16 protein-coding genes are annotated in these 20,360 nt (G+C 63.4%); 8 read left to right on the top strand and 8 right to left on the bottom strand.

Annotated features, from left to right (window positions below; translation table 11 throughout):
• Positions 1–17: 17 nt before the first annotated feature.
• The 3 genes from PPN31114_RS23495 to dctP are packed head-to-tail and all read right to left on the bottom strand — an operon-like array spanning position 18 to position 2,997.
• Positions 18–1,361 (bottom strand): TRAP transporter large permease, encoded by a 1,344-nt coding sequence (locus PPN31114_RS23495; RefSeq protein ID WP_150681941.1) that lies wholly within the window; start codon positions 1,359–1,361, stop codon positions 18–20.
• Entirely contained in the window at positions 1,361–1,939 is a 579-nt protein-coding gene (locus tag PPN31114_RS23490) for a TRAP transporter small permease (protein WP_246182715.1), read from the bottom strand. The genes PPN31114_RS23495 and PPN31114_RS23490 overlap by 1 nt, the downstream gene beginning before the upstream one ends.
• Positions 1,940–1,950: 11 nt before the next feature.
• Positions 1,951–2,997 carry a TRAP transporter substrate-binding protein DctP gene (dctP, locus tag PPN31114_RS23485; RefSeq protein WP_150681939.1) on the bottom strand — a complete coding sequence of 349 codons (1,047 nt, stop codon included), beginning with the start codon at positions 2,995–2,997 and terminating at the stop codon, positions 1,951–1,953.
• A 345-nt stretch (positions 2,998–3,342) separates the two neighbouring features.
• Between dctP and PPN31114_RS23480 the strand changes: the two genes are divergently transcribed.
• On the top strand, positions 3,343–4,014 hold the full coding sequence (locus tag PPN31114_RS23480; RefSeq protein WP_150681938.1) for a GntR family transcriptional regulator: 672 nt from the start codon (positions 3,343–3,345) through the stop codon (positions 4,012–4,014).
• A 130-nt stretch (positions 4,015–4,144) separates the two neighbouring features.
• On the opposite strand, the gene lgt is transcribed toward PPN31114_RS23480, so the two are convergent.
• Complete coding sequence (gene lgt, locus PPN31114_RS23475; RefSeq protein ID WP_150681937.1) at positions 4,145–5,032, bottom strand: prolipoprotein diacylglyceryl transferase; 888 nt, start codon at positions 5,030–5,032, stop codon at positions 4,145–4,147.
• A gap of 146 nt (positions 5,033–5,178) precedes the next feature.
• A complete protein-coding gene (locus PPN31114_RS23470) occupies positions 5,179–6,096 on the bottom strand; it encodes a LysR family transcriptional regulator (protein ID WP_150681936.1) in 918 nt (305 codons plus the stop codon).
• Positions 6,097–6,275: 179 nt separating this feature from the next.
• Between PPN31114_RS23470 and ilvD (PPN31114_RS23465) the strand changes: the two genes are divergently transcribed.
• From ilvD (PPN31114_RS23465) to PPN31114_RS23455, 3 genes are all read left to right on the top strand, one after another.
• Positions 6,276–8,153, top strand: coding sequence for a dihydroxy-acid dehydratase (gene ilvD, locus PPN31114_RS23465; RefSeq protein WP_150681935.1), 1,878 nt, complete (start codon positions 6,276–6,278; stop codon positions 8,151–8,153).
• A 148-nt stretch (positions 8,154–8,301) separates the two neighbouring features.
• Positions 8,302–9,975: a dihydroxy-acid dehydratase gene (gene ilvD / locus PPN31114_RS23460; protein WP_150681934.1), complete on the top strand. Its 1,674-nt coding sequence runs from the start codon at positions 8,302–8,304 to the stop codon at positions 9,973–9,975.
• 203 nt (positions 9,976–10,178) lie between these two features.
• Positions 10,179–10,529, top strand: coding sequence for a c-type cytochrome (locus PPN31114_RS23455; protein WP_150681933.1), 351 nt, complete (start codon positions 10,179–10,181; stop codon positions 10,527–10,529).
• Here the strand turns inward: PPN31114_RS23455 and PPN31114_RS23450 are convergent.
• From PPN31114_RS23450 to PPN31114_RS23440, 3 genes are read right to left on the bottom strand one after another with little or no spacing between them, the layout of a single operon-like run.
• Complete coding sequence (locus PPN31114_RS23450) at positions 10,526–10,891, bottom strand: DUF2486 family protein (RefSeq protein ID WP_174988430.1); 366 nt, start codon at positions 10,889–10,891, stop codon at positions 10,526–10,528. The two genes, PPN31114_RS23455 and PPN31114_RS23450, sit on opposite strands and share 4 nt — an antisense overlap.
• Positions 10,892–10,893: 2 nt before the next feature.
• Positions 10,894–11,310: a DNA polymerase III subunit chi gene (locus tag PPN31114_RS23445; RefSeq protein WP_150681931.1), complete on the bottom strand. Its 417-nt coding sequence runs from the start codon at positions 11,308–11,310 to the stop codon at positions 10,894–10,896.
• Positions 11,307–12,818: a leucyl aminopeptidase gene (locus tag PPN31114_RS23440; protein ID WP_150681930.1), complete on the bottom strand. Its 1,512-nt coding sequence runs from the start codon at positions 12,816–12,818 to the stop codon at positions 11,307–11,309. The genes PPN31114_RS23445 and PPN31114_RS23440 overlap by 4 nt, the downstream gene beginning before the upstream one ends.
• A 91-nt stretch (positions 12,819–12,909) precedes the next feature.
• Between PPN31114_RS23440 and lptF the strand changes: the two genes are divergently transcribed.
• From lptF to PPN31114_RS23420, 4 genes are all read left to right on the top strand, one after another.
• Positions 12,910–14,034, top strand: a complete 1,125-nt coding sequence (lptF, locus tag PPN31114_RS23435) for an LPS export ABC transporter permease LptF (RefSeq protein WP_150681929.1) — start codon at positions 12,910–12,912, stop codon at positions 14,032–14,034.
• Positions 14,034–15,173 carry an LPS export ABC transporter permease LptG gene (gene lptG, locus PPN31114_RS23430; RefSeq protein WP_150681928.1) on the top strand — a complete coding sequence of 380 codons (1,140 nt, stop codon included), beginning with the start codon at positions 14,034–14,036 and terminating at the stop codon, positions 15,171–15,173. Before lptF ends, lptG begins: the two co-directional genes overlap by 1 nt.
• Before the next feature lie 10 nt (positions 15,174–15,183).
• Positions 15,184–15,564 (top strand): sirohydrochlorin chelatase, encoded by a 381-nt coding sequence (locus tag PPN31114_RS23425; protein WP_150681927.1) that lies wholly within the window; start codon positions 15,184–15,186, stop codon positions 15,562–15,564.
• A gap of 184 nt (positions 15,565–15,748) precedes the next feature.
• Positions 15,749–20,350, top strand: coding sequence for a dermonecrotic toxin domain-containing protein (locus PPN31114_RS23420; protein WP_150681926.1), 4,602 nt, complete (start codon positions 15,749–15,751; stop codon positions 20,348–20,350).
• Positions 20,351–20,360 lie beyond the last annotated feature (10 nt).

The following is a 20,360-nucleotide window of genomic DNA, read 5'->3' as shown; positions in this document are numbered from 1 at the left end:
CAAGTCGAACAATCAACTCACCCCATCACCCAGTCCGGCAGCCACAGCGAGAGGCCGGGCACCAGGCAGATGAGGACGACAGCCACCACCATCAGCACCACGAACGGCATCACACCCCAGACGATGTCGCGCAATGCGATGTCGGGCGCGGTGTTCTTGATGACGAATATGTTGAGTCCCACGGGCGGGTGAATCAACCCTAGTTCCATGACAATCGTCATCACCACGCCGAACCACACGAGATCGAACCCCGCGGCACGCAACGGCGGCAGGATGATCGGCGCGGTCATCAAGATGATGCTCACCGGCGGCAGAAAAAAGCCGAGGACGACCACCATCAGCAAAATGGCAGCGAGCAACACCCAGCGCGAGAGATGCAGTCCCACGATCCACTGCGCCGCCGACTGGCTGATATGCAGGTAGCTCATCACGTACGAATACAGCAGCGACATACCGATGATGAACATCAGCATCGTCGACTCGCGCAGTGTGCTCGTGAGAATCGGGGCAAGCTGCCGGGGCCGCCACATGCGGTAAATCACGGCGATGAGCGCCAGCGCGAGCAAGCCACCCAGCCCGGCCGTCTCCGACGGCGTGGCATAGCCGCCGTAGAGCGCCGCCATCACACCGATGAGCAACGTGATGAAGGGCAGCACGCGCGGCAGCAATGCGAGCTTTTCGCGCATCGTGGCGGGCGGCTCGTTGGGGAACGGCGACGGTGTACCGTCACGCGCGAGCGCGACCATCGCGCGGCCGTATTCCTTCCGATAGCGCCAAGCGGCGTAGCACGAGAACAGCCCCACGAGCAGCAGCGCAGGCACGATGCCCGCGAGGAACAGGCGTCCCAGCGACTGCTCGGCGGCCACCGCGTAGAGAATCATCGTGATCGACGGCGGCAGCAAAATGCCCAGCGTGCCCCCTGCCGCGATGATCCCGGCGGCAAAACCCGGCGAATACCCGCGCATGCGCATCTCGGGAATGCCTGCGCTGCCGATGGCCGAACACGTTGCCGGGCTCGATCCCGCCATGGCCGCAAACAATCCGCAGGCAAACACGTTGGCGATGCCAAGTCCGCCCGGAATCCGGCGCATCCACGCATGCAGCGCGAGATACAGATCCTGCCCTGCGCGCGATTTACCGATGGCCGCGCCCTTCAGAATGAAGAGCGGAATCGACAGCAACGTGATGCTGGCCATCTCCTCGTAGACGTTTTGCGTGACCGTGTCGAGCGATGACACAGGCATAAAGCCGAACATGAACGCCACCGCCACCGCGCCGAGGGCGAAGGCAATGGGCATGCCCGAGAACATGGCGACGAGCGTAGCGCCGCCGTACAGCAGACCGATTCCGAGTTCGCTCATCAGTGCGTCCCTCCTGCTCGCTTCGCGCCATGCTCGTCGGCCGCATCACTGGCGCGCGAACCCATCTCGCACGCACCGATCGCCACTTGCAACACCAGTTGCACCGTGAGCAAGGTCATGCCCGCCGCCATCAGCCCATAGGGAATGGCGAGGGGCGGACCCCACGTCGAACTACTCGTCTGCCCGTCGACATAGGCTTCCCAGAAGAGCGTCCACGATTTCCAAGCAAAGAACGCGCAAAACGCCAGCGTGGCGATATCGACCAGCCAGCGCCGCACGCGATTCACGCGCGGCGAAAGCAGTGTCGTGATGGCCTCGATGCCGATATGTCCGCGCAGATGTTGCACGTGCGCGGCGCTCACGAACGTGGCGCCCACTAGCAGGAAGACGGCGGCTTCGTCCTGCCAGTCGGTCGCGAGCTTGAGCACGTGCCGCGCGAACACGCTATAGCTGAGTACCAGCGCGGCCCCCACGAGCGCGAGCATGCACACCACCATGAGCAGCCGGCTCACGCCCTGCAACAGGGCGTCGAGCCGACGTAAAACGCGCGTTCGCGGCACCATAGGATCGGCCCCCATGGCAACCCCGCTCATGCAGGCACCTTCTCGGCGAGGGCGAGCAGCTTGGCGCAGGTATCCGACTTGCTGGCGTAATCCTTCCACGCCGTGCGCCGGGCAATATCGCGCCACTTCATCACCGTCGCCTCGTCGAGGTCATAAACCTTCGCACCGGCCTTGGTGTAGACGCTGGCAATCTGCGCATCGTCGGCCTTGGCGGCTTCGGTGCCGAACGACTCCAGGTCTTTGCCGACTTGCAGAATGATTTGCTGCTGGTCTTTCGGCAGCTTGTCGAAAATCTGCTTCGACATGAGCAGCGGCTCGAGCATGAACCAGTACGACTTGTTGCGCCCCGTGGTCAGATGCTTCGACACTTCTTCGAGACGGAACGACATCAGGCTCGTCGACGACGTCATCGCTGCATCCATCGCGCCGGTCTGCATCGCCGCATACAACTCGTTGGACGGCAGCGAGATCACCGCGGCGCCCGCTTCCTTCAACATCATGTCCATCTCGCGGCTGCCCCCGCGCACCTTCATGCCCTTGGCATCTTCAGGCGCGACGAGCGGTGCCGAGCGGCTGGCGACGCCACCGGCTTGCCAGACCCAACTCACGATCACGATGTTCTTATCGGCAAGCACGTCGGTCAGCACTTTGCCGATTTCGCCGTTGCGCCACGCGTTGCCTTGTGCGTACGACGTCACCAGACCGGGCATCAAGCCGATGTTGAGTTCGCGCACCTCGCCGCCGGCGTACGGCAGCGGGTATAGCGAGAGATCGAGCGCGCCCCGGCGCAATGCCGAGAACTGCGCATTGGTCTTCATGAGCGAGCTGCCCGGATAGACCTGAAATTTGAGCGCCCCATTCGTGCGCTTCTCGACTTCCTGCGCGAACTTGCGGCACAGCCGATCGCGAAAGTCGCCTTCGGTGAGGGTGCCCCCGGGGAATTGATGTGAAATCTTGAGCGGACCGGTCTGCGCGAAAGCGCTGCCCCACGGGCTAATCAGCCCGCCGGTCGCGAGCGCCGATGCGGCGCCGAGCATGAGTTGCCGCCGCAGCGGGGAAGGTGTCGTCTCCATGGCGTCTCCTGTCACTTCTGTCAGTGATAAACCGGCGAAGCACGGTGTCTGACGTCGCCCAGGCCGATGTTCGCCCCGGGTGCACCACCGGCCCAACCGGCACTGCATGTACGGATGACTTGCTTTGTTTTTTGATATTTCGAGCGCAGAAGTTGCCGCACTCGAGATGAAATCGTATAGTTATTCCGTCACGGTGTATACAAATTGGCTTCGTAAAAAATACACTTTCGGCGTTAACCCCGATCTTCAGGCACCGCCCAGCGCGCTACCTTGGTCGGACCGATGTCTATCGAGGCCCCGGCAACGGGGTCGATTTGCGACGAACCACGACCTAGCGAGAGCGTCATGACGGTAAAACCGAAGCGATCGGATGCGCTACGCCAGGCCATCGAAGAGAAGATTGCCCTGGGCGAATATCCGCCGGGCATGCGCCTCGACGAAGCCGAGTTGTCTGCCACCTTTGGCGTCTCACGCACGCCGCTGCGCGAGGCGCTAATTCAATTGGGGATGTCGGGCGTGGTGGAAATGCGCCCGAGACGAGGTGCCATCGTTGCCGAAGTCGATCCGAAGCGGCTTTGTGAAATGTTCGAAGTGATGGCGGAACTCGAAGCGATGTGCGGGCGACTCGCCGCACGCCGAATCACCGAGGCCGAGTTGGCGGAATTGCGCACGACGCACATTGCGAGTCAGGCCGCCGCCGAGGCGCGCGATCTCGACCGCTACTACACGATCAACGCGAGTTTCCATGCGCAGATTTATGCGGCGAGTCACAACGCATATCTGCATGAAACGGCCCTGCAATTGCATCAACGTCTGCGCGTCTACCGCCGGATGCAGTTGCGCGTGCGCGACCGGCTGGGGCACTCGTTTGCCGAGCACGACGCGGTCTTTCGCGCCATTGAAGCGGGCGATGCCGATGCCGCCGCCGAATGCTTGCGCGCCCACGTCACCGTGCAAGGCGAGCGCTTCGGCGACTTGATGGCGTCGTTGCGAGCGCTGGAGCGAAAGGCGGGCTGAGGCGGAGAAAGCTGAGCGTCTAATCGACACAACGAAAAACGGGCTGCCAGAGACGATCTGGCAGCCCGTTTCATTGCGTCAATGCGATTTAGCGAAGACGGTCACCCGACCGCCTGCGCGCCCGAACCTGCTATGCGACCGAAGGTGCCGCGCGCCGATGCGCCCACACCAGCATGACGACGCCCGCGACGATCATCGGCAGCGAAAGCCACTGCCCCATCGACAGACCGAACGAGAGCAAGCCGAGGAAGGCATCCGGCTCGCGGGTGAATTCGGCGAGGAAGCGGAACAGCCCGTAGCCCACAAGGAACATGCCCGAGACAGCCCCCACTGGACGCGCCTTACGCGCGAAGAACCAGAGCAACAGGAACAACGCCACGCCTTCGAGCGCGACTTCGAACAACTGCGACGGGTAACGCGGCAGCCCGTGGAACTGGGCAAACACCATTTGCATTGCGCTGTCGGCCATCGCTTGCGGGTGCGCTGCCGCCCACTGCGCGTCTTCAGCCGCCGCTTGCGGGAACAACATCGCCCAGCGCGAATCCGGGCTCGTCACGCGGCCCCACAACTCGCCGTTGATGAAATTGCCCAAACGCCCTGCCGCCAGACCCAGCGGAATCATCGGGGCAATGAGGTCGGTGCCCTCGAGCAGCGAGTGCCCACGACGGCGCGTGAACAGCCACATCGCCACCAGCACGCCGAGGAAGCCACCGTGGAACGACATCCCGCCTTCCCACACCTTGAAGATGTCGAGCGGGTTTGCCAGATAGAACGACAGCTTGTAGAAAATCACATAGCCCAGACGTCCGCCGAGAATCACGCCGATCACGCCGTAGAACAGCATGTCGTCGAGATCCTGCGCCTTCCATCCTTGCGCGGCCATCGACGGCTGGCGCACGCGCAAACGTCCGACCAGCAAAAAGAGAATGAAGCCAACCAGGTACATCAAGCCGTACCAGCGGATGGCGAGCGGGCCGAGATGAATCGCGACCGGGTCGAATTGGGGATGAATCAGCATGGATCAGAAGATATCGATTCGCGAACAAAAGTTCCAAAATTCGGCACACGACGCGCGCCGACCTTCGTGAGAAGGACATGCCTTTCGCCTCGTGAAACGCCGATTGCAGCGTGCCGTCGGATGGCGTGCACAATACCACGAGCTTGTCACTCGTCGAGCGTCGGTCCCGGCGGCGTGTGCGCCACACCGCGCGCCGTCTCGAGAAAGCCTTCGAGCACCGGCGTCACTTCCGCCGTGCGCCAGAGCAACCCCGTCTCGATCAACGTACTTGTCTCGCGCAACGCACGATACTCGACGCCAGTGCGACGCAGATGACACAGCGACTGCGGCACCAGCGCCACGCCCATGCCTGCCGAGACGAGACTCACGATGGTCTGCATCTGAATCGCCTCTTGCCCAACGCGCGGCGTGAGACCGAGTGCCGCATAGCACCCCATGATGATGTCGTAGAACGCCGGGGCCACCCGGCGCGGGAAGATCACGAGCGGCTCGTCGGCAAAGTCCGCGAGGCTGACCGGCTCACCCGATGCACTCCCCCGCCCCGCAGGCAACGCCAGCATCAGCGGCTCGCGCACGATCGGCAGATACGAAAGCTCGTTCGCAAAGCGCGCAGGCACCGGCGGGATGAACAACCCCGCATCGATCCGGCCATCCATCAGCGCCTCGACCTGCACGTCGCTCGTCGCCTCCAACAGTTGCAGGCGCACCCGCGGATAACGCTCGCCAAACTCACGCAATAGCGGCGGCAGGATGCCGTAATCCGCCGTGGAGACGAACCCGAGCGAGAGCGTGCCCACTTCGCCATGCGCCAGCCCCTGCGCGAGCGCGGGTAACGCCTCGGCATCCGCGAGAATGCGCCGCACCTCGGGCAGCAGTTGACGCCCGACCGCCGTCAGTTCCACCGAACGGTTGGTCCGCACGAACAGCGGCGCGCCGAGCGACGCTTCCAGCGCCCGAATCTGCTGCGAGAGCGGCGGCTGGGTCATCGCCAGACGCTGTGCGGCGCGTCCGAAATGCCGTTCTTCGGCCACCGCCACGAAATACCGGAGTTGACGCAGATCCATGATATGTTTTTCGACCTAATCCGAGTCAAATAATATATTTGACAAGCATGCAAGGAAAGACGAATCTTAACGTCCAATTCCGTCCGGCCAGAGCTTCGCCCGCCTCATTTGCGGCGCGGCTGCCTTAAAAAAGGCCCGGCAACTCATTACCCACAAGCACAGCGTTTCACGAGACGACCATGCCTCACTACCGTTCCCGCACCTCCACCCACGGCCGCAACATGGCCGGCGCCCGCGCGCTGTGGCGCGCCACCGGCATGACCGATGCCGACTTCGGCAAGCCGATCATCGCCGTGGTGAACTCCTTCACGCAGTTCGTGCCGGGCCACGTGCACCTGCGCGACCTGGGCGCGATCGTCGCCAAGGAGATCGAGGCCGCCGGTGGCGTCGCCAAAGAATTCAACACGATTGCGGTCGACGACGGCATCGCCATGGGTCACGGCGGCATGCTCTATTCGCTGCCGTCGCGCGAACTGATCGCCGACTCGGTGGAATACATGGTCAACGCGCACTGCGCCGACGCCATGGTCTGCATCTCGAACTGCGACAAGATCACCCCGGGCATGCTCATGGCCGCCATGCGCCTGAACATCCCGGTCGTGTTCGTCTCGGGCGGCCCGATGGAAGCGGGCAAGGTGAAGTCGGGCGACGGCCAAGTCATCGCCAAGATCGACCTGATCGACGCCATGATCAAGGCCGCCGATCCGAAGATCAGCGACGCCGAAGTGGCCGAAGTCGAGCGCAGCGCCTGCCCGACGTGCGGTTCGTGCTCGGGCATGTTCACGGCTAACTCGATGAACTGCCTGACCGAAGCCATTGGCCTCGCGCTGCCGGGCAACGGCACCATCGTGGCCACGCACGCCTGGCGCCGCGGGCTGTTCGAGCAAGCCGGCCGCCTCGTGGTCGACCTGTGCCGCCGCTACTATCAAGAAGAAGACGCCTCGGTGCTGCCGCGCAATATCGCCACCAAGGCCGCGTTCGAAAACGCCATGACGCTCGACGTCGCCATGGGCGGCTCGACCAACACCGTGCTGCACTTGCTGGCCGCCGCCCAAGAAGCCGGTGTCGACTTCAAGATGGCCGACATCGACCGCATCTCGCGCAAAGTCCCGTGCCTGTGCAAGGCCGCACCGGCAACCGACAAGTACCACATCGAAGACGTGCACCGTGCCGGCGGCATCATCGGCATTTTGGGTGAACTCGCTCGCGCCAACCTGCTCGACACCTCGTGCGGCAACGTGCACAGCGGCACGCTCGGCAACGCCATCGCCAACTGGGACGTGGCTGCCAGCGCCGAGAAGGTGAACGACAAGGCCCAAACGTTCTACAGCGCCGCCCCGGGTGGCGTGCCGACGACCGTGGCGTTCAGCCAGTCGTCGACGTATGCGAGCCTCGACGTGAACCGCGAAACCGGTTGCATCCGCGACTTCGAGCACGCCTACACCAAGGACGGCGGTCTGGCCGTGCTGTACGGCAACCTCGCCGAAAAGGGCTGCATCGTGAAGACGGCCGGTGTCGACGAATCGCAGTGGGTCTTCACGGGCCGCGCCCGCGTGTATGAAAGCCAGGACGACGCCGTCGAAGCCATTCTCGGCGACAAGGTGCAGGCAGGCGACGTGGTCGTGATCCGCTACGAAGGTCCGAAGGGCGGCCCGGGCATGCAGGAAATGCTGTACCCGACGTCGTACCTGAAGTCGAAGGGTTTGGGCAAAACCTGCGCGCTGTTCACGGATGGCCGTTTCTCGGGCGGTTCGTCGGGCCTCGTGATCGGTCACGCCTCGCCGGAAGCGGCCGAAGGCGGCACCATCGGTCTGGTGGAAGACGGCGACGTGATCGAAATCGATATCACCACGCGCAAGATGCATCTGGCCGTCTCGGACGAAGAACTGGCCCGCCGCCGTGCCGCCATGGAAGCCCGTGGCGACCAGGCATGGCAGCCGATCGGCCGCGAGCGTGTGGTGTCGCAGGCCCTGCAAGCTTATGCAGCGCTGGCGACCTCCGCCGACCGTGGTGCCGTGCGCGACCTGTCGCAACTGAAGTTGGCCAAGCGTGGCTAAGCCAACCGGCAAGCTGACGTAACAAGACACGGCGCGCCCCTTTTGGAGCGCGCCGTTTTTGTATCCGACGTGTGATACAACAACGCATGTGCGCGACGCCGAGACGCTGAGCGGCGGGCCGCATCCCCACAGGACAGAGGAGACAGTCATGGCATTCAACCGTCGTTCGCGCAACGTCACGCAAGGCGTGGCCCGCTCGCCCAACCGCTCGATGTACTACGCGCTGGGCTACAAGGAAGAAGACTTCGACAATCCGATGATCGGTGTGGCGAACGGCCACTCGACGATCACGCCGTGCAACGCCGGGCTGCAACGCCTGGCCGACGCCGCCGTCGAGGCCATCAAGACCCACCAAGCCAACCCGCAGACGTTCGGCACGCCGACCATCTCCGACGGCATGTCGATGGGCACCGAAGGCATGAAGTATTCGCTCGTCTCGCGCGAAGTCATCGCCGACTGTATCGAGACGGCCGTGCAGGGTCAGTGGATGGACGGCGTGGTCGTCATCGGCGGCTGCGACAAGAACATGCCGGGCGGCATGATCGCGCTCGCCCGCATCAACGTGCCGGGCATCTACGTCTATGGCGGCACGATCAAACCGGGCAACTGGAAGGGCAAAGACCTGACCATCGTCTCGTCGTTCGAAGCCGTGGGCGAGTTCACCGCCGGGCGCATGACCGAGGCCGACTTCAAGGGCATCGAAAAGAACGCCTGCCCCTCGACCGGCTCGTGCGGCGGCATGTACACGGCCAACACGATGAGCTCGTCGTTCGAGGCGCTAGGCATGTCGCTGCTGTACTCGTCGACCATGGCCAACCCCGATCAGGAGAAAGTCGACTCCGCCGCTGAATCGGCGCGCGTGCTGATCGAGGCCGTGAAGCAAGACATCAAGCCGCGCGACATCATCACGCGCAAGTCCATCGAAAACGCCGTGGCGCTCATCATGGCGACGGGCGGCTCGACCAATGCCGTGCTGCACTATCTGGCGATTGCGCACGCCGCCGAAGTCGAATGGAGCATCGAAGACTTCGAGCGCGTACGTGCACGCGTACCGGTCATTTGCGACCTGAAGCCGTCGGGCAAATACGTGGCGACCGATCTGCACAAAGCGGGCGGCATTCCGCAAGTGCTGAAGATTTTGCTCGATGCCGGGCTGCTGCACGGCGACTGCCTGACCATCACCGGCCGCACCATCGCGGAAGAACTGAAAGACGTGCCGTCCGTGCCGCGCGCCGACCAGCACGTGATCTTCCCCGTCGACCGCGCCCTCTATAAGGAAGGCCATCTGGCCATTCTCAAGGGCAACCTTGCCGAAGACGGCGCTGTCGCGAAAATCACCGGCTTGAAGAACCCGGTCATCACCGGCCCGGCACGCGTGTTCGACGACGAGCAAAGCGCGATGGACGCGATTCTCGCAGACAAGATCAAGGCAGGCGACGTGCTCGTACTGCGCTACCTCGGCCCGAAGGGCGGCCCCGGTATGCCGGAAATGCTGGCCCCGACGTCGGCCATCATCGGCAAGGGGTTGGGCGAGTCGGTCGGATTCATCACTGACGGGCGCTTCTCCGGCGGTACGTGGGGCATGGTGGTCGGCCACGTCGCCCCCGAAGCGTTCGTCGGCGGCACCATCGCGCTGGTGCAGGAAGGCGATTCGATCACCATCGACGCGCACAAGCTGGTGCTGCAACTGAATGTGGCGGACGACGAACTCGCGCGCCGACGTGCCGCGTGGAAGGCACCCGCCGCTCGTTACACCCGTGGCGTGATGGCGAAATACGCGGCGCTCGCGCAGCCCGCCAACAAGGGCGCGGTGACCGGCTAATCGCTGGGTTTTGAAGTTCGAAAGCGGCACAACGGCACGGCTGGCCAGCATGGCAGCCGTGCCGTTTTTCGTTGGGCGATTATTGGAAATAAGACGGGCCGGGACGCACCGTATAATGGCGCGTCGATGCGCCCTGCGGCACAGCCGTCCATTCCTATCACGCAGCCTCGCATCGCGATCCATCAACGATCGGGGAGTCGCACATGAAGGATTTGGGCGAGAGGATCGCCGTAGTGATCGCAGGCCTGCTGGTGGCGATAGCCGCCCCCAACGCCATCGCCCAGTCGTCTGCCAACGATGAGGCCATGCTCAAGCTCGCGCGCGATCGCAATTGCATGACATGCCACGCGGCCGACCGCACATTGCTTGCGCCGGCGTTTCGCGACATCGCCAGGCGTTACGCCAGACAGCCCCACGCCGTGGAAGACCTCGTGAAATCCATTTCAGACGGTAGCCGTGGCACGTGGGGCAACATTCCCATGCCCGCCAGCCCGCAATTGGCCCCGGGCGAGGCCGAACGCCTAGCGCGCTGGGTCTTGGGTTTCACGCGCTAAGAACGCACCTGCTTCGCCACTTCCTCGATGACCGCCTGCCGGATGCGATCCGGCAGTTGCGCCTGCAACGCGTCGGCGACTTGCTTGCCGATCAGTTGCACCAGCCACGCCGTCTGATCGATCAACGCGTCGTGGCAACGACGCTCCACCATCGTCGTAATCTCGTCCGCCAGTTGCAGCGTGAGCCGCGCGCTCACGCGCTCTGCAAACACGGCAACATCGGCCGGCACGCCTTGCTCAGCCTGCCTGACCGGCGCCCCAGCCGCCGCCGGTGCGTTTGAGACCGGCACGTCGTCGCCGGGCGCGAGCACTTCGGTCAGCGTGGGAATGCCGGGGTCGGTGCGCTCGGGCTCATACGTCACGGTCAGCCTCGTTGGTCGTAGTTGTTCAGGGTGTAGCCGCGATCGCGGTAGAAGCGGTAACGCTCACGCGCCCCGCCCAAGTCCTCCGGCGCATCGCCCACAATCTCCACCACACGCTCGAAGCGCGCGAAGTGCGTGGGAACGACGTTCGCCAGATTGAGCAGTACCTGATGGTGTTGCGCTTCTTCGTCCGGCGCGGCCAACACCACGGGCGTCTTGGCGGCCACCTCGTCGCCCGTGAAGCAATGCGGCACGAACTCCAGCGGCGAGAACGTCCACAGCGTCTGGTCGAAGGCGCGCAGCACGTCCGGCTCGCCAACGACCACGAGCGTCTGCCCGGCCAGATAGACCTTGCGCGCGAACCGGCACGCGTAATCGAGCCGGTTCGCAACGTGGGTATGAAAATCGACGCGGGTCACCGGGCCTCGCGATCGATCAGGAACTGCGTGAGCAACGGCACCGGACGGCCGGTCGCACCCTTGGCTGCGCCGCTCTTCCATGCCGTACCGGCGATATCCAAGTGCGCCCACTCGTATTTTTCAGTGAACCGCGCCAGGAAGCACGCCGCCGTCACGCTGCCAGCCGGACGCCCGCCGATGTTCGCCATGTCGGCGAAGTTCGACTTGAGCTGCTCCTGATACTCGTCCTCGACCGGCAGACGCCAGGCGGTGTCGCCCGTCGTGCGACCGGCGGCCACGAGCTCGTCGGCCAGCGTGTCGCTCTTCGAGAAGAGCCCCGAATTCACATGGCCCAGGGCGATGATGCACGCGCCGGTGAGCGTCGCCACGTCGATGACGGCAGCGGGCTTGAAGCGCTCGGCATACGTCAGCGCATCGCACAGAATCAAGCGGCCTTCCGCGTCGGTATTGAGCACTTCGATGGTTTGGCCCGACATGCTGGTGACCACGTCGCCCGGCTTGGTCGCCTGACCGCTCGGCATGTTCTCCGTTGCGGGCACGATGGCGATCACGTTGAGCTTGAGGCCCATCTCGGCCACCGCGCGAATCGTGCCCAGCACCGAACCGGCGCCGCACATGTCGTATTTCATCTCGTCCATGCCCTCGCCCGGCTTGAGCGAGATGCCGCCCGTGTCGAAGGTCACGCCCTTGCCGACCAGCACGATCGGGGCCTGCTTGGCCGGGCCGCCTTCGTACTTGAGCACGATGAACTGGGGCGGCTGCACCGAGCCGCGCGCCACGGACAGAAACGACCCCATCTTGAGCGCCTCGATCTGCTTCGGCCCGAGAATTTCGGCCTTGAGCTTGAACTCGCGCGCCAGCTTGCGAGCCTCGTCGGCCAGATACGTCGGCGTGCACACATTGCCCGGCAGGTTGCCGAGGTCTTTGGTGAGCGTCATGCCGTTGGCGATGGCGTCGCCGCGCTTGGCCGCGACCTTAGCGGCCTTCAGGTCGTCCGGGGCGACGGCGAACACGATCTTGCGCAGCGCCACGTTGGCCGGCTCGACCTTGCTCTTCATCTGGGTGAAACGGTAGGTGGCGTCGCGCAGCGCGATCACCGACGTGCGCACGGCCCAGGCGGCATCCTGCTTGGCGATCTTGGCTTGCGGCAGGGTCCAGAGGGCATCGGTCGCGCGCGAGGCCAGCACGGCACGCACGGCGGCGCGCGTGGCATCGTTGAAACCCTTTTGCGAGAGCTGGTCTTCGCGGCCCAGGCCGACGAACAGCACGCGTGCGGGGCTCCAGCCTGCGACTTCGTGCAGCATCAGGGTGCTGCCGAGCTTGCCGTCGAGTTCGCCGCGTTTGACCATGCGGGCGAGCAGACCCTTGCTGGCGGCGTCGAGCGCCTTGGCGAGGCCCGCGAGCGGCTGTTGCTCGAATACGCCGACCACCAGGCATTCCGTCTTCGCATTGGCGAGATCGGCTAGGCCGGTCTTGGTCGAATCGAAGGCTTTTGTGCTAAAGTCCATCGCGCTTTCCTCGGGTAAAATTCGTACGAGCCGCAATTATCCGCTTTTTTCCGCGCTCGCCCAACCGCGAGAGCTCCCCAATCTTCATCACATGATTTTTCAGCGTTCCCTACAGCGCGAGCTGAACTACACCGCTGGGGCCGTCTTCATGGTGCTGATCACCGTCATGCTCACCACCATGATGATCCGCATCCTGGGCTTCGCCGCGTCGGGGAAGGCCGATCCGCGCGATGTTCTCGTGCTCATCGGTCTGGCCGTGGTCGGCTACCTCGCGGTCATCCTGATCGTCACCCTGTTCGTCTCGATTCTGTTCGTGCTGACCCGCTGGTACCGCGACTCCGAAATGGTCGTGTGGTTTGCCTCCGGTCTGTCGATCACCGACTTCATTAAGCCGGTGCTGCGTTTCGCCGCGCCGTATCTGGCCGTCATCACCTTCTGCGCGCTGGTCGCGTGGCCGTGGGCGAACCTCCAGATCTCTGCCCTCGAAGCGCGCTTTGCCCAGCGCGACGACGTTTCGATGATCGCGCCCGGCCAGTTCCGCGAGAGCGCCGCCAATCACCGCGTGTTCTTCGTCGAGACGGTCTCCCCCGACGCCACCAAAGTGCACAACGTGTTCGTCTCGGGCACCGAGAACGGCAAGGTGAACGTCGTGGTCTCGAAAGAAGGTCACATCGAGACGGCCAAGGACGGCAATCGCTACATCGTGCTGGAAAACGGCCGCCGCTACGACGGCGTGCCCGGCCAGCCCGATTACCGCGTGATGGAATTCGAGCGCTACGGCGTGAAGATCGATAACCCCGCGCCGACCGATGTCGACAACACGCCGACCAAGGGCGTGCCGACCGCGCGCCTGTTCCGCGAGATCGCCAATCCGATCTTCCGGGGCGAAATCGTCTGGCGTATCGGCCTGCCGTTGCTCGCACTCTCGCTCGTGCTGCTGGCTGTGCCGCTGGCGTACCAAAACCCGCGCCATGGCCGCACCATCAACCTCGTGATGGCCGTGCTCATTTATCTGGGCTACACCAACCTGCTGAGTCTGTCGCAGGCCTATGTGGCACAGGAACGCCTGCCGCTCGCCATCGGTGTGTGGCTGCTGCATGCGGTTGCGCTCGTCATCATCGTGCTGCTTTATGTGCGCCGCGTGCGTTTCCGCGGGCTGTTCAGCCGCCGTCGCAATCCCGGCAAAAGCGAGTTGAATGCGGGAGGGACTCGCTGATGCGCGTCTACGAGAAATACTTTGCCCGCCAGATCTACCTGGCGTTCCTGTTCGTCTTGCTGGCGTTTGTCGGTCTGTTTGTCTTCTTCGATCTGGTGAGCGAACTGGGCGACGTGGGCCGTGGCGGCTATCGCTTCCAGCACGCGCTGGCCTACGTGTTGCTGTTCGCGCCGCAACGCATGTACGAAATCATTCCGGTCGCCTCGTTGATTGCCGCGATTTATGTCTGCGCGCAGTTGGCGGGTAATTCGGAATTCACGATTTTCCGCGTCTCGGGTCTCTCGACCGGGCAGGCACTGCGCTCGCTGCTCAAGATCGGCCTGCCGGTGGTGCTTATCACGTTCGCCATCGGGGAATTCGTCGCACCGGGTGCCGAGCAACTGGCGCAGAAGATCCGTCTGGAGGCGTTGGGCAGCTCCGTCTCGGCGGGCTTCCGCTCAGGTGTCTGGGTCAAAGACACCGTCGATCAGGACGGCGGACGTGTGACGCGCTTCATCAACGTGGGCACGCTCAACCCCGACAACACCATTGCCGACGTGCGCATTTACGAGTTCGACTCGGCACTGCGCCTGGACAGCGTGCGTCTGGCGAAGCTCGGACAGTTCCAGGCACCGAACTACTGGCAACTGACCGACGTGTCCGAAACCGTCTTCTCGGCCACCGACGATGCCACTGCAAGTAAAGATCCGCTGCGCGCACTTGTGCAGAGCAAGCAAGTGCACATCGACAAAGTGCAGATGAAGTCGGAACTGACGCCGCAGATTCTGTCCGTGCTGATGGTCTCGCCAGACAACATGGCGATCGGCAGTCTGTACAAATACATCGGCCACTTGAAGGAAAACCAGCAGAACACCGATCGCTACAACCTGGCGCTCTGGCAAAAGCTGCTGTATCCGTTTGCCGTGTTCGTGATGATGGCGCTGGCGCTGCCCTTCGCGTACCTGCATGCTCGCGCTGGCGCGATCGGTTTGAAGGTGTTCGGCGGCATCATGCTCGGCATGAGCTTCCAGTTGCTCAACAATCTGTTCTCGCATCTGGGTCTGCTCAACACGTGGCCGGCGTGGTTCACGGCGGCATTGCCATCGCTGTTGTATCTGGTGCTCGCCATCGGGGCGTTGCGCTGGGTCGACAAGCACTGAGCGCGTAGCCATGAGCGGCAAACCGGGTCTCATCCTGTTCGCCCATGGCTCGCGCGATCCGCGCTGGGCGGAGCCGTTCGAGCGGCTGCATAGCAAACTCCGGGCGCAACGCCCGGACGCCGAAGTCCGGCTCGCCTTTCTCGAATTGATGACACCGTCGCTCGACGATGCCGTCGCCGAGCTCGTGGCACTGGGCAGTCTCGATATCACGCTTGTGCCGGTGTTTCTCGGACAGGGCGGGCACCTACGCCGCGACCTTCCTCTGCTGGCCGATGCCTGTCGGCAAAAGCACCCTGCCATCACGCTGCGAGTGAGCACCGCTGTCGGCGAAAACGACGGCGTACTGCAAGCGCTCGCTACCTACTGCACCGACGAACTCGACCGTCGTTAGCCGCGCGGTCGGCCCGCGCTTTTCTCACGCATTTCGTGGCGACTTCCCAATGTCCGCCACGAGCCGAAATCTGGAATCCCCAACGAGTACGCCGAACGAGCATATGTCTCGATGAAGGCACACGCCCCTCTTCGCCCAGTCATCCGGCCGGCAGGTGCGTGCCTTTCAATTCGGAGCATCGTTCATGCAGGCCATCGCGCCCTCGTTGTCAAACGGCACAGCCCCCCTTGCAGCGCCCGTCGACACCCGCGACATACCCACGCAGCCGCCGGAGCGCAGCCACGCGGCGTACGCCGCGCTCGTTGACGTCGCGCCCCAACTGGCACCCGCGCTCGACTTCACGCTGCGCATCGCTGGGCAAGGTTTGGCAGGGGATGATCTGGCAGCGCTGATCGATCACTCGCTGATCGACATCGTCATCGCACAGGAGGCGAATCCGGACATTGCCGCGCCGATTCTGGATCTCGTCGTCAGCGCAATCGAGCAGCGTCGGCCGTTCGAGACGGTGCACGAAGTCTGCGCACGCGCGCTCTCGGAGAAATCGTTGCGCGACTTGAGGCGCTCCATCGGGCGAGCGCAGGCGCGTGCGACGCCCGGTGAAGTGCACTCGTGGCGCACCCATATCTCACGTTGGCTTGGCGATCTGCGCGATTTCCTTGAGCAAGCACGCTGGGCCGGTTCGGGGCATTCGGTAACGGTGAACGGCAGCGAGCCTTTCGCCGCCCCGCTGCCAGATCCGCTTCCAGCGCCGCAGCCGAGACTTCGGCAAATGAATTTCGCACGCCACGGCGTTGTCGGCTTCGTCTTGTTCTGGCTGTACAACATGCGTGTCGCGCACGGCTCGCCACTGCCCGGCATCCCGGGCATCCCCGACGCCCCCGCCTTCCCCAGCAACCCATTTGCGCAGCAGCATCCGCAGATGCCATCGCACTTTGAGCAAGCCGTCGCCGCGTACCGCAACGTTACCGACACCGCGCAACTTGCCGAACCAGCGATCGTGCACGACAACACGCCGTCAGCGGCTGCGCGTTTGCAACTAACAGCGTCGCGCGCCAAGCGCTTACCCCGCGAAGCCCCCACCGAGCAGGCGAGCCCCGCACTAACGCAAGCAGTCTCGCCAACGCACGCTGCATTGCCCGACGTCGATTTTGGCGATATCTCGTTGGGCCCCACGTTCCAGCAATCGGTACGTACATTCGTTGAAACCGTGCGAAACCGGACCGATTCACACGAAGCCGCGCTCGCCCAAGTCGATTCCGTTGTGAATCTCCGGACGCATCTTGAGAGCAAGCTGAAGCAAGCACTGACCGCAGGGGCTAGTGGGCAGCTTGCTTCTCTTGACGATGTCCGTCTGTACAAATTCGACTCGTTCGGCTTCGCGCGAAACCCCGGCACCTACGATCTGAATCATCTGGAGCGCGGTCGCCCGCAGGCTGGCATTCCTATCCTGGACGCTGCATTGCAGATTGTGAGCGGAGACCTGCCGATTTCACTGTCACCAGACGTGACCACGATGGAGTTCTCCCCTGCCACCTACGGCGTGTACGCCGGTGACCTGCGCGGTGATCACTACTACCGCGCCGATGCACAAGTACCGGGATTGTCGATTACCCAGTTGCTAGGCGTGACCGCAGAGTGGCGATGGCTGGGGGATGAAGGCGAGATGCCCGACACCGGTCTGCGTTTGCTCACTGCGCTCGACGGACCGCAACGATGGCTGGCCCGCGACGATCTCCGCTTGTCGCATACGGCGAAAGACATCTCGACCGAAGCGGCCGTACTGGGGGAGCTCGTTCTAACGCAGCCAGAAGCGACGGGCCGAATCGCCGATGGCGGTGAGCACGGGAACGTCACGGCCTACACGCTGCACGCAGGCCCTCACAACATCGTTGTCGCGGGGGTATTCGCCGCCTCGGAACATCCGAATCGCGGCAAAACACTGCTGTATCTCGCAGGCGATGCACGCCCGTGGCGAGAGTACGAGAGTCCGGAAGCCCTGCAAAGCGCATTGGTGTCGTCCCCTCGTTCAGCGCTGCCGGAAGCCATTCTCGCCCGTCTGCCCGCACGCGTTATCGAGCAAACGCCGGACACTCGTCCAACCTTCCGGCTGACGCTCACGCCTAATGATCCGTTGCGAATCGCGCGCGAGGCGTCACTTACCGTGCTGCGCGATGACATGCGCTTTAACGTGACGCAAGCCTGCACGCCTGCGCGTCGTGCGCACTACGCGGCATGGTTTGCTGGCGCCGCGCCGGATGATCGCTACCACGCACTGCAAGTCGATGCCCGTGAGAATGCGCGCCTTTCACCGGGTAAGCACGGGCCCAACCCCGTCGTTCTGCTGCCGCAAAACATCGAACAATCCATCGAAGCCATGCTCGACTTACGTCTCAGGCTTTCGCTCGCGTTACCTGACGAACGGCGCATTGCCCGTGAGATGGTGCGAGACGCGTTGTCCGACGTCGGCGCCAGCGCCCTCGATCCCGACGACATGCGTTTGGAAATCCGCGCGACTGGCCAATCTGCGCAGAGCACACCGCCCACCGATACCCAGCCGATTGTCACGATGAGCCTGATCGATGCGGCGCTCGCGAAAATCGAGGGCACCTTTCCCGAACTGCATGCGGGACAAGTGTTGGCGCTCACGCGCTCTGAGAACGCGGCCAACGTGCCTACGGCCACGACCGAGCCATTGCCCGACGCCGCCGCCCTGATTAAGCAAATTTCGATAAACGGCTATCGAGACCGCTTGCAAAGTGAAGTAGCGGACTTCGCGAGCGCTAACGCACCGCAGATTCGTCACAACCTGCAAATGGTCTTCGCGCTGGATGCCATTGCGAGTGCTACGCAAGCCAAGCTCGATGCCGACCTTATCGCGCTGGCGCGCGCCGTCGCCGACGGTGCGCAGTGGGGAGACGGCTTGGCACCGCGTGGCGCTGTTCCCATTCACTTCACGCGCGAATGGCTATGCATCAACGGCTACGACTCCACGGCGGTGCTGATCACCGACCGAGCCACGCGAAAAATCCTCATGTTCGCGCCACAGCGTAAAGACACCAGTGTCCTCGGCTTTCAAAACCGGGCGGCACTCGATACGTGGATCGGCGAGCAAGTCGGCGACAGCGCGAAGCGCCTCGAGATCGTCGCCATGTTCCGGCCCACGATACATGCAACGATCAATGAATACCTGCTTGCGAATGTGCGCAGCGAGTCTTCGGACCATCGCGTCGCACCACATCGCGCCCTGATCGACGCGATTTGCGCGCCCGTTGACGGCGACATCTTCAAAGCCGCTGGCGAGCGGCTAGCCCAGTACGCCGAGTCGACGATGACAACGGATCGGTCGCTAGATCCGGATGCCGTACGCGAGTCCGTCGTACAACTCACCCGCACCGTGCGCTATTTCGATTTGGCGCTGGGGGCCGCGTCGTGGGTCGCATATCCCATCAAGCCGTTGTCGTTGGCCATTAGCGCTGTCGATGCCGGATTGGGCACGGTCCTATTGGCGGGAGACGGCGAATGGCGCAGGGAAGGCTTGAAGTCGATTGCCACGGCCATCGGCACACAGGGGCTGGCGGCGTCCAGGTTGAAGGTATTGGGCAGCATCCCCGGTGGTGCACGGTTCCGCTTTTTCCGAGAGGGTGAGGTCTCTGGCGAAGACGGCGTCATCAACGGGCTCTATTTCATCGGTAGCCGTTTTGTCGCGAGAATCGACCAATTCACCCATGCGAATCTCGAGTTCGATACGGAGGTGGCGGAGTTCCGTCTGATGGACCCTCGCACACGAGAACTTGGCCCGTATATGAAGTTGGGGCGCAATGGCGCATGGCGCTGCGTGCCGAAGCCTGCGCCGGGAGACGCCACGACGCTCACCGATCCCCACGTGCTGTACGACATCGAGAGAGCTTTCGGTGAACGCTTGCAGGCCGTGAACACCGATATCGATCATGCGCAGCGCCAAGTGTTTCGCAATGCGAAGCAAGTTGCCATGTTTCGTGCCGATGCTGCGCAACGCCCAAATCTGCTAACACCGTCGGCCTATCACAAGCTGCACTTTATCGCGCCCGAAGTTGTCGACCACGCGGCATTGGGCTCGATTGCGGGCGAAATCGAATCCGCGATGGATGCCGAGGCGGCCCTTGAACTCGTCGGCAACATCGTGAACGAAGCGCCGTCGCTGGGTGCCGTCGTCACGACCGTGCAAACGGTTGCTGGCATCAATAACCGCGAGATCGAAGGCGGACTGGTGCGCGCCATGGCCGTGGCAGTGCGCGACAGCCGGGAAGGCACGCTGCTCACGCGGCACGGGGAATACGCGATGGCCCCCACGTCGTCGGCCACGCGGACCTATCTCACGTCGTTGCGGCAATTGGGCACCAGCCAAGCGGCTGACGAAACCATCGAGCTCGGCGGCAACATCGCACTCGCGCGAGACGTCGGCAGTTTGAGCCGCGCCCTCGACGGCAAAGCCACCACCCCCATCACGTATCAGCTCAGTACGCCGCGACACACGATGTTGTTCGGGCGGCGGGTGTCCGAATTGGGCAATCCCGAATATTTCTTCTTCGACCCGGCTGTCGCCTGCATCGTGCACACCGACAGGAAAGTTCTGCTCGAACTCGTGACACGCCATTTGAAGTTCATGCGCCCCACCTACGGTTCCTTCGAAACGCCCGGAAGCCCGGTGGTGGTCCTGCGCCGGATCAAGGTCAACGATCTGGCGCAAACGCCGGTGTCATTTCGCGCGGTCGCTGACTTGAGCCGCGCCCCAGTTCTGCCGCATTGAGATTCCCGGC

It is taken from the genome of Pandoraea pneumonica, from assembly GCF_902459645.1.
GTDB lineage: Bacteria > Pseudomonadota > Gammaproteobacteria > Burkholderiales > Burkholderiaceae > Pandoraea > Pandoraea pneumonica.
The sequence above is the reverse complement of the archived record's forward strand: the minus strand, read 5'-3'. Positions and strand labels throughout refer to the sequence as shown.